Below are 12,129 nucleotides of genomic sequence, written 5' to 3' on the forward strand. Positions count from 1 at the left end.
ACCCGGGGCGGCCTGCCGCGGAGTTCGAGCCGCACGACCGCTCGTGACACCGCCGACGCCGCCCCGGGTTCCACCCGGGGCTACACGCCGTCGCCCTACGGGCTCAAGACCCGAGCCGCCAAGGGATCGACATGGCACCCTCGGGGGAGAGGGTCGCGGCGAAGCACGCGGGGTGAGGGGTTCACCACGTCCGATGTAGACCAGCAACCACGTCCGCAAAACCAGCAGCTTCGGAATCCCGACAACCGTCCTTGAATACTGAACACCCGTTCCGTATGCTGCCGGGTGAGGTGTCGGCGCGGTTCAGACCCACGACGTCGCGACCCGGACAGCGCGACCGGATGGGTTGGTCAACCGCACTCGACCCGTGAGTCCCCAACCGCGTGCCGCGCGGTCCGTCCCCGTAATGGGGCGCCGGGGGGAGCCGGTCGTCCGGGCGACCGGCAGCAGGTCACAAGCCTGTAATCCCCCTGGCCGACAGGCGCGGTCCGGAGGGCGCGTTTGTGCCGAACTCGACACCCCGCCGCCGGCGGCCGTCGAACCGCGTTCCCGCGCGGCCGACGGCCGCCGGTTGGCGTTTCTGGCCGCCTCAAGGCGTATCGGCGGTGAGGAGCCCTTCGTACTCGAGCCGGAGGCGCCGCAACAGCCGCGACTTGGCCTGGTACACGACGGCCGCTGTCACCCCGAGTTCGGCCGCCACCTCGGCCGCCGGGCGGCCCTCGACCGCGGTCGCCCAGAACGCCCGGAACGTTGCCGGCTCCACGTCGCCGCGGAGGAGTTCCAGCGCCCGCCGCATCACGCCGGCGGTGCCCGTCGCGGGGTCGGCCAACGAGTCGTCGGGCTCGGCTTCGGGCAGGTCGGCCCACCGGTCGCGGGCGGTGCTGCCGCCCTCGGCCAGCGGCCGGACCGCCTGCCGGCGGTGGTGGTCGGCGAGCTTGCTCCGGGTCACGGTGTACAGCCACCCGCGGAACGTGGCCCCGGGGCCGGTGGCGTCGAAGCGGGGTACGGCGACGGCGACGGCGGCCCACACGTCCTGCATCACGTCGGCCGCGTCCTCGGCCGACAGCCCCGTGCGGCGGCACCAGCCGAACACGAGCGGGCTGTACAGGTGAACGAGCCGCTCCCACGCCCCCGCGTCGGCGGTGCGGAGCCGGGCCAGCAGCGTCGGCGACGTACCCCCGGACGAGGGGGGCGTTTGTGGCGAGGTAGGTTCCACGCCCGCACAATACCCCGCCGCGGCCGGTCGTTCCAGCCCGGCACGGCCCGCGGGGTTGCGTCCGCCCGGACCTGCGGCGACGATTCGTGTCAGACCCCGGCGTTGTACCCGGGTGACGCCCCGCCCCGGCCCGCGGCCCCGCCATGACCCCCTGCCCGCCCGACGACCGCCTCCGCGCCTTCGACCGCGGCGGCGTGCCCGAGGCCGAACTCGACGCCATCGCCGCCCACCTCGGGGTCTGCCTCGCGTGCGTGGACCGGCTCGCCCGGCTGGCCGTGGCGGTCGGCCCGCTGGCGGAGGCGTCCGACCCCGAACCGGACCACAGCGCCTACCGGCGGGCGGTCGCCCGCGCGGCGGGCCTGAACCCGACGGGGCCACGCCTCCCGGCGCCCGGCGACGCGCTCCGCGACTACCAACTCGTCGAGGTGGTCGGCCGCGGCGGCATGGGAACGGTGTTCCGCGCCGTCCACGCCCGGCTCGACAAGGTGGTGGCGGTGAAGGTGCTGACCGGGCGGCGGCTGGGCGACCCGGACGCGGCCGCCCGGTTCGCCCGCGAGATGAAGGCCGTCGGCCGGCTGGCCCACCCGCACGTCGTCCAGGCGACCGACGCCGGCGACGCCGACGGGGTGCCGTTCCTGGTCATGGAGTTCGTCGAAGGGCTGACGCTGTCCGCGCTCGTGAGGCGGGACGGCCCGCGGCCGGTGGTGGAGGCGTGCGCCCTGGTCCGCCAGGCCGCCGCCGGGCTCGGCTACGCCCACGGGTGTGGGCTGGTCCACCGCGACGTGAAGCCGTCGAACCTGATCCGCGCGGCCGGCGGCGTGGTGAAGGTGCTCGACCTCGGCCTCGCGCTCCCGCTCGCCGACCCGCCGGCCGACGCCGCCGCGGGGCTGAGTTCCGAGTCCGGCGGGTCGGACCTCACTTCGGCGAGCCGCGTCGTCGGCACGGTCGGGTACATGGCGCCGGAGCAGCGGCGGAACGCCCACACCGTGGACGCCCGCGCCGACGTGTACGGCCTGGGCGCGACGCTGTGGTTTCTCCTTGCAGGCGAGCCGCCCGGCGGCGGGTTCGCGGCGCCGGGCACGCTCCCGGGCGGCCTGCCGCCCGCGCTCTGGAGGAAGCTCCTCGCCCCCGACCCGGCCGAGCGCTTCCCCGACATGGCGGCCCTGTCCGCGGCGCTGGCGCCGTACTGCGGGCCGCCTCGGTCGCGGGCGAAGGTGCCGCTCGCCGCCGGCGCACTCGCGTGTGTGGTCGGCGCGCTGGTGGTCGCGCTGCGACCGCCGCCGGTGCCCGCGCCGGCGCCGGCCGCACCGCCGCCGGTCGCGGCCGCGCCCGCTCCGGTCGGCCTTGCCGTCGCCGCTCCACGGGTCGCACCGCCACCGGGGGCGCTGCCGATGTCACCGCACGCCGCCGGGGCGCTGCAACTCGACTGGGCCGAGTTCCTGGGCGCGCCGCCGTTCCGCACGCACCCGGCCGGGCTCGACTTCGCGCTGGTGCCGCCGGGCGAACTCGACCTCGCGCCGAACGCCCGGGTCGTCGTCACCCGCCCGTACCGGATCGGCACGACCGCCGTGACCCGCGGGCAGTTCGCGGCGTTCGTCGCGGCGACCGGCCACGTCACCGACGTGGAACTGCGGCGGAACGGCGAGTACGTCGTGTTCGTGGCGGACGCCGGCGGCCGGAGCGGCGGCACCCGGTCGCTCCGCAACCCGGCGTACAGCTGGCGGGCGCCGGGGTACGCCGACCCGGCCGACGACGACCCGGCGACGCAGGTGAGTTGGGACGACGCGGCCGCCTTCTGCCGCTGGCTGTCGGCCGCCGACGGGCGCCCGTACCGGCTGCCGACCGAGGCCGAGTGGACGTGGGCCGTTCGGGCCGGGGACGCCGGCGACGAGTTGCCGGACCGGTTGCCACTCGCCCCCGGCCGGTTCCCGCAGCCTCAGATCGCCGCCCGCCCGATGCGGCCGTCTGCGGCGTCCGCGGGGCGGATGAACTCGTGGGGCGTCTGCACCGGCGGGCGGGTCGAGGAGTGGTGCCGCGACTGGTTCGGGGTCGTCCCCACCGGCCGCACGTCGGACTTCGAGAACGCCACACCCCACGTCGCCGGCATCCGCCTGACGTGCGGCGACTCCTACGCCGGCCTGCGGTCGCACTACGGCGCCCGGGCCGCGTTCCTGCCGCAGGCCGGGCGGAGTTCGATCGGGTTCCGGGTCGTGTGCGAAGCGCCCTGACCGGGGGCGTTTCGGGTTCCGGCGAGTTTCGTGTCAGACTCCCGGGCCGGGCCGCGTTCTGGGTGGGTGACACCCTCCCCGCACCGGAGCCCCCAATGGCACGCACGGCCCGCACGACCCTCCGGGTCGAGCCCCTCGAAGACCGCGTTACCCCGGCGTACACCGCGACCTTCAGCGGGTTCACCTCGACGTGGACTGGCAGTAGTACGGGCGGCACCGGCGACATCCTCACCTTCAGCCGTGACGCCGGGACCGGGAACCTGATCCACAACCGGTTCGTCGCCGGCGACACCGGGTTCAACAGCGCCCAGGACTTCGACTCGACGGTCGCCGGCGACCAGGTCCTCGCCGCGTCGGCCGCCAGTGAGGTGCGCGTCACCACCGGGGGGAGCAGCCTGGACGAGGTCCGGGTCGGCGGCTCGGTCGGCGGTCAGACCGCCGCCGCCAGCCAGTTGCTCGCGGTGTTCATCGTGACGGCTGGCGCCGCCGGGCAGGCCGTACTCGTGGACGACTCAAGCGCCACCACCGGCCGGACGTTCACCTTCGCGAGCAACGGCGTCACCACCGTCGGCGTCGGCGTCTCGTTCGCCGGCCAGGCGTTCGGCGACGGGATCACCCTCAACACCGGCACCGGCAACGACACGGTCAACCTGACCAGCGTGCTCGGGATCGGCATCGGGGTCGAGCCGCGGGCCGTCGTCAACGACGGCGGGAGCGACACAGTCACCGTCGGGTCGGCCGCCGGCAGCCTGGACGGGTTCGCCGGGCAGCCGATCACCGTGACCGGGATCGGCGGAACCACGGCCGTGGTGGTGAACGACGCCGGCGACGCCGACGGCGACACGTACACCGTCACCGCGGGCGGCGTCCGCCGGGAGGACGGGGCGAACGACGCGACCGTCACCACGAGCGGGACGGGAGTTTCGATCAGCCTGAACACCGGCGGCGGGGCCGACACGGTCGTCATGGCGGCCGGCGCGACACTGAACGGCGGGACGCTCGACGCCGGGGCGGGCGTGGACGCGCTCGACTACTCGGCGTTCACCACCCCGGTCGTCGTGAACCTCGGGTTCGGGTCGTCCGGCCTCGCCGCCGCGCTGGACGGCAACCAGGCGAACCCGGCCCAGACCACGCCCGCGGCCGGCACGGCGGCGGTCTCGAACTACAACGCGACCAGCAAGACGTTCGACCTCACCCTGACCGTGACCGACCTCAACCCGGCGACCGTGACCGGGCTCAGCTTGCACAGCGGCGGCGTCGGCGTGAACGGCCCACAACTGATCGACCTCCTGGCGCTCGGCGCCCTCGTCCCGGCCGGGACCGGGTTCACACTCACGCTCACCGGCGTGGCGCTCGGTGCGGCGAATGAAGCGGCGTTCCTCGGCGGGCAGACGTACCTGCGCGTAGGTACCGCCGCCGCGGGTTCGCTGATCCGCGGGCAGGTGTTCACCACCGGGAACCTCAACCTCGCCGCCGGCACCGCGACCGGGACCGGCGGGATCACCGGCGTCGAGAACGTGACCGGCGGGTCGGCCGCCGACAGCCTCGTCGGCAGCTTCGTGCCGAACGTCTTGTCCGGGCTGGGTGGGAACGATGTGCTCGTCGGCGGACCGGGAGCGGGAGCTGGGGACACGTTCCTCGGCGGGGCGGACGACGACGTGATGGTCTGGAGCAACGGCGACGGCTCGGACGTGATGGACGGCGGGGCCGGGACCGACACCGTGGCGGTGAACGGGAACGTGACCGGCAACGACGTGTTCACGGTCGGGGCGAACGGCACCCGGATCGACTTCGACCGCACCTCGGCCGGCCCGTTCTCGCTCGACATCGGGACCGTCGAGACGCTGGTCGTGAACGGCGTCGGCGGCGACGACTCGTTCGCCGTGAACGCCCTCGCCGGCGTCGCCGACCTGGCCGCCGTCCAGCTGAACGGCTTCGCCGGGGCCGACACCTTTGCCGCGCCCGCCGCGCCCGCCGGCATCACCGTCACCGCACGCGGCGGGGCCGGGAACGACACGTTCACCGTCGGCGGCCCGTCGCTCGACGCGATCCTCGGCGCGGTGAACGTGGACGGCGGCGGGAACGACGCCGCCCCGACCACCACCCAGACCGGCAGTGCCGGGCCGAACACGCTGCCGACCGGCGACACGATCGTCCTCGACGACGCCGGCGACCCCACGGCCAACACCTACACCCTGACGGTCACCGACCTGATCCGCAACGGGCAGACCCCCGCCCGGTTCGCCCGGGTCGAGACGATCCGACTGAACGCAGGCACGGGCGGCGACACGTTCACGGTGGACGCGCTGGCCCTGGCGAACACGGTCGTCAGCGGCGGCGGGGGGGACGACACGTTCACGCTCAACGTCGGGGCCGGGGCGAACGCCCGGCTCGACGGCGACGCCGGGGCGGACACGTTCACGGTCTCCGGGAGCGGTACGGCGAGCGTCGCCGTGCTGAACGGCGGGGCGGAGAACGACGCGGTCAACATCGTCGCGCCCGGCGGCTCGCTCGACAACATCAGCGGCGCGATCGTGGTGGACGGCGGCGGCCACGCCGCCGCGCCGACCACGAGCCTCACCGCCGGCGGGGTCACGAACACGCTGCCGGTCGGCGACACGCTCACGTTCAACGACGTCGGCGACGCGTCGAACAACACCTACGCGCTTGCTGCGGGCGCGCTCACACGCCCCGGCATCCCCGATGTCACGTTCGCCGCGGTCGAGACGGTCGTACTGAACGCCGCGAGCGGGAAGAACACCGTGACCGTGTCCGCGACCGGCCCGTCGACCACGACCACCGTGAACGGCGACACCGCAGCCGACACGATCACCGTCACCACGACCGGGGCGGCGAGCAACACCGCCGTCAACGGCGGCGGCGGGACCGACACGTTCACCGTCAACGGGAGCGGAGTCGGGAGCGTGACGCAGATGGACGGCGGCGCCGCGGCCGACACGCTCTCCGTGCCGACCGCTGGTTCGACGACGCCGAGCCTGACCACGGCGACCGGCGCGACCGGCGTGTCCGGGGCCTTCACGTTCGGCGACCGCGGCCCGGTCGGGTTCGCCGCCGTCGAGGCCGTTAACCCGCTCGTCACGAGCGCCGCGGCGACGACGTTCACGGAAGGCGCGGCGGGTGCGTTCCTCGTTACCGCCGCCGGCGCGCCCGCCGCGACGTTCACGGTCAGCGCCGGGGCGCTGCCGGCCGGCGTGACGCTGAGCGCGGCCGGCGTGCTGAGCGGCACGCCGACGGAAGCCGGCACCTTCGCGGTGACGATCACGGCCGCCAACGGCGCCAGCCCCGACGCGACGCAGGCGTTCACCCTGACGGTCAAGCCGAACGGCGACCGCTTCGCCGTCGCCACCGGGCCGGGCACGCCGGTGCGGGTGAAGGTGTTCGCGCCGGACGGCGCGGAGCTGTTCACGCTCGCCCCGTTCGGCGACTTCGCCGGCGGGGCGACGGTTGCCACCGGGGACGTGACCGGCGACGGGATCGACGACGTGGCGGTCGGCGCCGGGGCAGGCGGCGGCCCGCACGTGAAGCTGTTCGACGGCGCGACCGGGGCCGAGCTCCGCAGCTTCTTCGCGTACGCGGCGGGCTTCGCCGGCGGGGTGTTCGTCGGCCTCGGTGACGTGACCGGCGACGGCCTCGCCGACGTGGTGACGGGCGTCGGCACCGGCGGGTCGCCGCACGTGAAGGTGTTCGACGGGCAGACGCTTCTCGAGGTCTTTAGCTTCTTCGCGTTCGATGACTCGCTCCGCGGCGGGTTGACGGTCCGGGCCGGGGACGTGGACGGCGACGGCCGGGCGGACATCGTCACCGGCGCCGGCCCGGGCGGGGCGCCGCACATCAAGGTGTTCAGCGGCCGCGACCTGTCTCTGCTCCAGAGCTTCTTCGCCGACGACCCGACGAGCCGCGATGGCGTGTTCGTCGGCGTGGCGAACCTGGCCGGCGACACGCGCGCCGAGGTCGTTGCCGGGCTGGCCGGGCGGGTGAAGGTGTTCGGGTCGGTGGCCCCGCTGCTGCCGTACATCGAGCAGGACAACTTCGCGTCGTTCGCCGGCGGCGTGCGAACGAGCGTGGCGGCGATCCGGCTGGACGACGGCATCATCGCCGTCCTGGTCGGGGCCGCCCCGGGGACGAAGGCCGGGCCGCACGTGCAGTTCATCGACGTCGCCATCGACGGAGCAACCAGCAGGGTCCGCAACAGCTTCTTCGCCTTCGACCCGGCGTTCACGGGCGGCGTGGCCGTCGGTTGACAAGGGCTACGCGAGCCCGGGGGCGTCGCCCGCCGCCGCGCTCCGCACGAGTGCCCACAGCGCTTCCACGTCCGCGCGGGTGGTCTGCTCCGCGCCGACGGACACGCGCACCACCCAGCGGCCGCCGAGCGTCGCCGGCGTGAGGTACGCCCGGCCCGAGCGGTTGACGCGCTCGGCCCAGGCGCGGGTGTGGGCGTCGAGCGCCTCGCCGGTGACGCCCGGCGGCTCGTGGACCACGCACACCGTTTGCAGCGGCACCGGCGCGGCCACGCGCCAGTGCGGCGTTACTCGCACCTGGTCCGCGAGCCACCGCGCGTTGTCCAGGTCGCGCCGCAGCCGCGCCTGCAAGCCGCTCAACCCTTCCGAACGGAGGAGGAACCACAGCTTCAGCGCCCGGAAGCGACGGCCCAGGGGGACGCCCCAGTCGCGGTAGTTCGTCACCCGCCCGTCGGCGGCCGTGCGGAGGTAGCTGGGGTTAGTGGACATGACGCGGATGAGGTGGTCCGGGTCGCGGGTGTAGAACAGCGAGCAGTCGAAGACGGCGCCGAGCCACTTGTGCGGGTTCAGCAGCAGCGTGTCGGCGCGCTCGATGCCGTCCCACATCCAGCGGCACTCGGGCAGGATCATCGCCGAGCCGGCCATCGCGGCGTCGACGTGGAGCCAGAGCTGGTGCCGGGCCGCGACCTCGGCAATGCCAGCGATCGGGTCGAGTGCCGTGGACGCGGTCGTTCCCGTCGTGGCGACCACGGCGCACGGCCGCTTCCCGGCCGCGGCGTCGGCGGCCACCATCGCGGCGAGGGCGTCGGGGCGCAGGGCGAATGCGTCGTCGTGCGGCACGGCGCGGACGTTCTCACGGCCGAACCCCGCCAGCAGCGCCGCCTTCTCCACCGAGCTGTGACTCTGGGCCGAGACGTACACGGTGAGCGGTTTGGGTTCGGCCTGCAAGCCGCCGCGGGCGAGGGAAAAGTTCGTGGTTCGCTCGCGGGCGCACAGCAGGGCCAGCAGGCTGCCGGTCGAGGCGGTGTCCTGGATGACGCCGCTCCACGCCGGCGACATACCGAGCGCCTGCCGCATCCAGCCACACACGACTTCTTCGAGTTCGGTGAGCGCGGGGCTGGCCTGCCAGTTCAGCCCGATGACGCCGAGGCCAGTGCTGACGAGATCGCCGAGCACGCTGGCGAGCGCGGCGTTAGACGGGAAGTAGCCGAAGAAGCGCGGGTGCTGCCAGTGCGTGACGCCGGGCATCACGACGCGGTCGAGGTCGGCGAGGACGGCGTCGAACGGCTCCGGCTCGGCGGGGGGCTCCGCCGGCAGCGCGGCCTTCACCTGCCCGGGTTCGGTCTGCGAGATCACGGGCCGGGCTGCGACGCCGGCACGGTAGTCGGCGAGCCAGTCGATCAGCCGGTGGCCGTGGGCGCGGAACTCATCGGGTGTCATCGAACAGCCGGTGCAGGTGAATGTGGTGCGGGCCGAGCTTGCCGCCGTAGTTGCCGGCGGTGATGCGCACCACCCCCGGCAGGCACGCGGCCCGAACGCCGGCGCGGGTCGCCGCCTCCACCGTCGGCAGGTCGAGCCCGTCGAAGACGAGTTCGTAGACGGCGTTCACGCCCTCGGGCAGCGCCGACGCCACCGAGCCGCGGAGCGTGGGGCAGTAGGCGTCGTTCGTGCTCGCCTTCAGCGCCTTGTACTTGCTCCCCACCTTGCTGCCGCTGCGGACCACGCCGCCGGGGAACGGCAGGATGACGCCCGGCACCGCCCGCACCGCCGCGACCGCCGCCTCGGCCGCCGCCAGCGCCACCGCCTGCGAATAGCCCAGAATCAGGAAGTTGCCGCCGCCGACGCCCTTCACCGTGCCGAAGGATTCTTCGCAGAGGAACTCGCCGTCCATCGTCGGCATCCGCCAGTAGCGCTTGCCGTCGAGCAGCTTGCTGATCTGCCAGCCGTCCCCGAAGTACCGCAGCGCCCCGCCGACCTTGATCGACCGGCCGGCGTCGCCGGCCAGGCCGTTGAAACAGGCGGTGGTGGCGCACGTCAGCACGCACTGGGCCACGCGGTTGACCACGGCCTTCTGCAGCGCGTCGCGGCTGAAGCCGAAGAACAGCAGCGCCACGCCGGGCCGGCCGTCGGGCGTCTCGTCCGCCGACAGCTCGCGCTCGATGGCCGCCTCGGCGTCGCAGCCGATGACGCTGGCGGCGTACCCGGTGGCGGCCTGCCCGGCGGTCCGCGCCCACGCCGCCGTCGCGGCGGTGACCACGACCCGCGCGGCGGTCATGGGGAACGCCTCGGCGAACGTGTCTTCGATCTCGACGCCGTTGACGGTGAGCACGGGCAGAGCGCTCCGGAGGGAGGTAGGGAATCGTGTATTCCTTTGCCTCCCCGGCCGCAACCGCTTATGCTGGCGATTCCAAAGTAGTAGGCACACTCCGTGTGCCGGCTGCTTGTCACGCGCGACGGCACACGGAGTGTGCCTACTACTTTGAGGCAATCGTGCGGTTCGTCCTGACCCCGATCCGCAGCAACAAGCAGGGCGTGCAGATCAACGTCGGCAAGGACGGGGCCGCCTACGACGCGATCGTGAACACGCTGACGATGCACCCCGAGGACATGAAGGAGCTGGGCGCGGTGGCCGGGGCGACCGTCCGCGTGCGGACCGAGAACGGCGAGACGACGTTCCAGTGCAAGGACGGGAACGTGCCCCGCGGGCTGCTGTTCGTCCCCTACGGCCCGCCGACCTGCCTGCTGATGGGCGGCGACACCGACGGCACCGGCATGCCTACCTCGAAGGGCTGGGACGTGGACGTGGAAGTCGTGGAGTCTGGTACTTGAGGCCGACGCGATGAACGACGACACCGAACTCGCCGACGTGCAAGAGCAGGCCGTGAATCGACCCGCCGAGCCCGAGGTCGCGGCGTGGGAGCAGATCGAGCCGGGGCGGTTCATGCCGCGGCGCGTCCGCGGCAGTTGCCGCGGGCAGGTGCTGGGGTGAAGCTTCGTCGTCCCGCCGTCCGGTCCGGACGGCTCGCAAAAGTAGTAGCCCCCGCCGCGCGCCGGCCCTCTCCCGGGTGACGAGATGGAACTGACGGTGACGAAGAACGCGGTCTGCACCTTCTGCGGGTGCGTGTGCGACGACATTGAGCTGCACGCCGACGCCGAGCGGATCGTCGAGACCAAGCGGGCCTGCATCCTCGGCGAGGCGTGGTTCAAGAACCACACCGCCGAGCGCCACTACCCCGACGCCCTCATCGACGGCCGCGAGGCGACCGTGAACGAGGCGGTGGAGGCCGCGGCCGAGTTCCTCCACGCCGCCGACATGCCGCTGGTCTACGGCCTCTCCAACGTCACCTGCGAGACCACCCGCGAGGCGGTCCGGCTCGCCGGGCTCGTCGGCGCGGTCATCGACAGCCACACCTCGCTCTGACACGGTCCCACAGAGGTGGCCGCCCAGTTGGGCGGAAAGGTGACCTGCACGCTGGGCGAAGTCAAAAACCGGGCCGACTTCATCATCTACTGGGGCGGCAACCCGGCCGAGTGCCACCCGCGGCACTTCACGCGCTACACCCTCACGCCGAAGGGGAAGTTCCTGCCGCGCGGCCGCAAGGACCGCACGATGGTGCTCGTAGACATCCGCGAGACGATGAGCGCCAAGGCCGCCGACATCTTCCTCCAGGTGCGGCCGGGCAAGGACTTCGAGGTGCTGACCATCCTGCGGGCGCTGGTGAAGGGCCAGCGGGTGGACGCGGCGGCGGTCGCCGAAACCGGGCTGACACTGGAGCAGCTTCAGGACCTCGTCGACCGCATGAAGGCGGCGAAGTTCGGCGTGCTGTTCTTCGGCATGGGCCTGTCGATGACCCGCGGCAAGCACATGAACAGCGCCGCGGCGCTGACGCTGGCGGCGGAGCTGAACGCGTTCACGAAGTTCGTGGCGATGCCGATGCGCGGGCACGGCAACGTGACCGGGGCGGACGTGGTGCTGCGGTACACGACGGCGTACCCGTTCGGCATCAGCCTGACCCGCGGCTACCCGCGGTTCAACCCCGGCGAGTACTCGACCATCGACCTGCTCGTCCGCGGCGACGTGGACGCGACGCTCGTGCTGGGCGCCGACCCCGGGGCGACGATGCCGAAGCCGGCGATCGAGCACCTGAAGCGGACGCCGACGATCGTGCTGGACCCGAAGGTGACGCACACGAGCCGGCTGTCGCGCGTCCACATCACGACGGCCGCGACCGGCATCAGCGCCGGCGGCACGGTCTACCGGATGGACGAGATCCCGCTGCCGCTCCGCCCGCCGCTGACGTCGCCGTACCCGACCGACGAGGAGGTGGTGAAGCGGATCATCGCCGCGGTGGAGCGGAAGAAGCCGTGGTACCCGGTGCCGACCACCGCGCCGCAGACGACGTGATCGTTGCCCACCGGTGAACAA

At 73.4% G+C, this 12,129-nt stretch carries 8 protein-coding genes and 1 pseudogene; 6 read left to right on the forward strand and 3 right to left on the reverse strand.

Translation table 11 applies throughout. The features are described 5' to 3' along the window. Positions 1 to 589: 589 nt before the first annotated feature. Positions 590 to 1,216: an RNA polymerase sigma factor gene (locus ETAA1_RS32335; protein WP_202920363.1), complete on the reverse strand. Its 627-nt coding sequence runs from the start codon at positions 1,214 to 1,216 to the stop codon at positions 590 to 592. A 143-nt stretch (positions 1,217 to 1,359) separates the two neighbouring features. On the opposite strand from ETAA1_RS32335, the gene ETAA1_RS23675 reads away from it, so the two are divergent. After that, complete coding sequence (locus ETAA1_RS23675) at positions 1,360 to 3,444, forward strand: bifunctional serine/threonine-protein kinase/formylglycine-generating enzyme family protein (protein ID WP_145242925.1); 2,085 nt, start codon at positions 1,360 to 1,362, stop codon at positions 3,442 to 3,444. Between the two features lie 95 nt (positions 3,445 to 3,539). Further along, entirely contained in the window at positions 3,540 to 7,706 is a 4,167-nt protein-coding gene (locus tag ETAA1_RS23680) for a beta strand repeat-containing protein (RefSeq protein ID WP_145242927.1), read from the forward strand. Positions 7,707 to 7,712: 6 nt separating this feature from the next. On the opposite strand, the gene ETAA1_RS23685 is transcribed toward ETAA1_RS23680, so the two are convergent. Together ETAA1_RS23685 and fhcD are read right to left on the reverse strand one after the other, a co-directional pair. Beyond that, complete coding sequence (locus tag ETAA1_RS23685; protein ID WP_145242929.1) at positions 7,713 to 9,143, reverse strand: pyridoxal phosphate-dependent decarboxylase family protein; 1,431 nt, start codon at positions 9,141 to 9,143, stop codon at positions 7,713 to 7,715. Beyond that, complete coding sequence (gene fhcD / locus ETAA1_RS23690) at positions 9,130 to 10,032, reverse strand: formylmethanofuran--tetrahydromethanopterin N-formyltransferase (RefSeq protein WP_145242931.1); 903 nt, start codon at positions 10,030 to 10,032, stop codon at positions 9,130 to 9,132. The genes ETAA1_RS23685 and fhcD overlap by 14 nt, the downstream gene beginning before the upstream one ends. Before the next feature lie 161 nt (positions 10,033 to 10,193). Here fhcD and ETAA1_RS23695 point away from each other — a divergent pair, with 161 nt between their 5' ends. The 4 genes and pseudogenes from ETAA1_RS23695 to ETAA1_RS23705 all read left to right on the forward strand — a co-directional run. Beyond that, entirely contained in the window at positions 10,194 to 10,532 is a 339-nt protein-coding gene (locus ETAA1_RS23695) for a molybdopterin dinucleotide binding domain-containing protein (protein ID WP_145242934.1), read from the forward strand. Between the two features lie 10 nt (positions 10,533 to 10,542). After that, the gene (locus tag ETAA1_RS32340) at positions 10,543 to 10,692 is read left to right on the forward strand and encodes a hypothetical protein (protein ID WP_202920364.1); all 150 of its coding nucleotides are present in this window, start codon (positions 10,543 to 10,545) and stop codon (positions 10,690 to 10,692) included. Positions 10,693 to 10,776: 84 nt separating this feature from the next. Then, on the forward strand, positions 10,777 to 11,124 hold the full coding sequence (locus ETAA1_RS23700; protein ID WP_145242936.1) for a molybdopterin-binding domain-containing protein: 348 nt from the start codon (positions 10,777 to 10,779) through the stop codon (positions 11,122 to 11,124). A 12-nt stretch (positions 11,125 to 11,136) separates the two neighbouring features. Then, positions 11,137 to 12,108: pseudogene (locus ETAA1_RS23705) on the forward strand (formylmethanofuran dehydrogenase subunit B); the annotation flags it as partial. Positions 12,109 to 12,129 lie beyond the last annotated feature (21 nt).

The sequence above is a fragment of the Urbifossiella limnaea genome (assembly GCF_007747215.1).
GTDB classification, from domain to species: Bacteria; Planctomycetota; Planctomycetia; order Gemmatales; family Gemmataceae; genus Urbifossiella; species Urbifossiella limnaea.

Bases quoted from the DNA above. Each gene is read 5' to 3' on its own strand.
- ETAA1_RS32340 (WP_202920364.1), top strand. From the start codon at position 10,543: ATGAACGACGACACCGAACTCGCCGACGTGCAAGAGCAGGCCGTGAAT.
- ETAA1_RS23680 (WP_145242927.1), top strand. From the start codon at position 3,540: ATGGCACGCACGGCCCGCACGACCCTCCGGGTCGAGCCCCTCGAAGAC.
- ETAA1_RS23675 (WP_145242925.1), top strand. From the start codon at position 1,360: ATGACCCCCTGCCCGCCCGACGACCGCCTCCGCGCCTTCGACCGCGGC.
- ETAA1_RS23700 (WP_145242936.1), top strand. From the start codon at position 10,777: ATGGAACTGACGGTGACGAAGAACGCGGTCTGCACCTTCTGCGGGTGC.
- ETAA1_RS23685 (WP_145242929.1), bottom strand. From the start codon at position 9,143: ATGACACCCGATGAGTTCCGCGCCCACGGCCACCGGCTGATCGACTGG.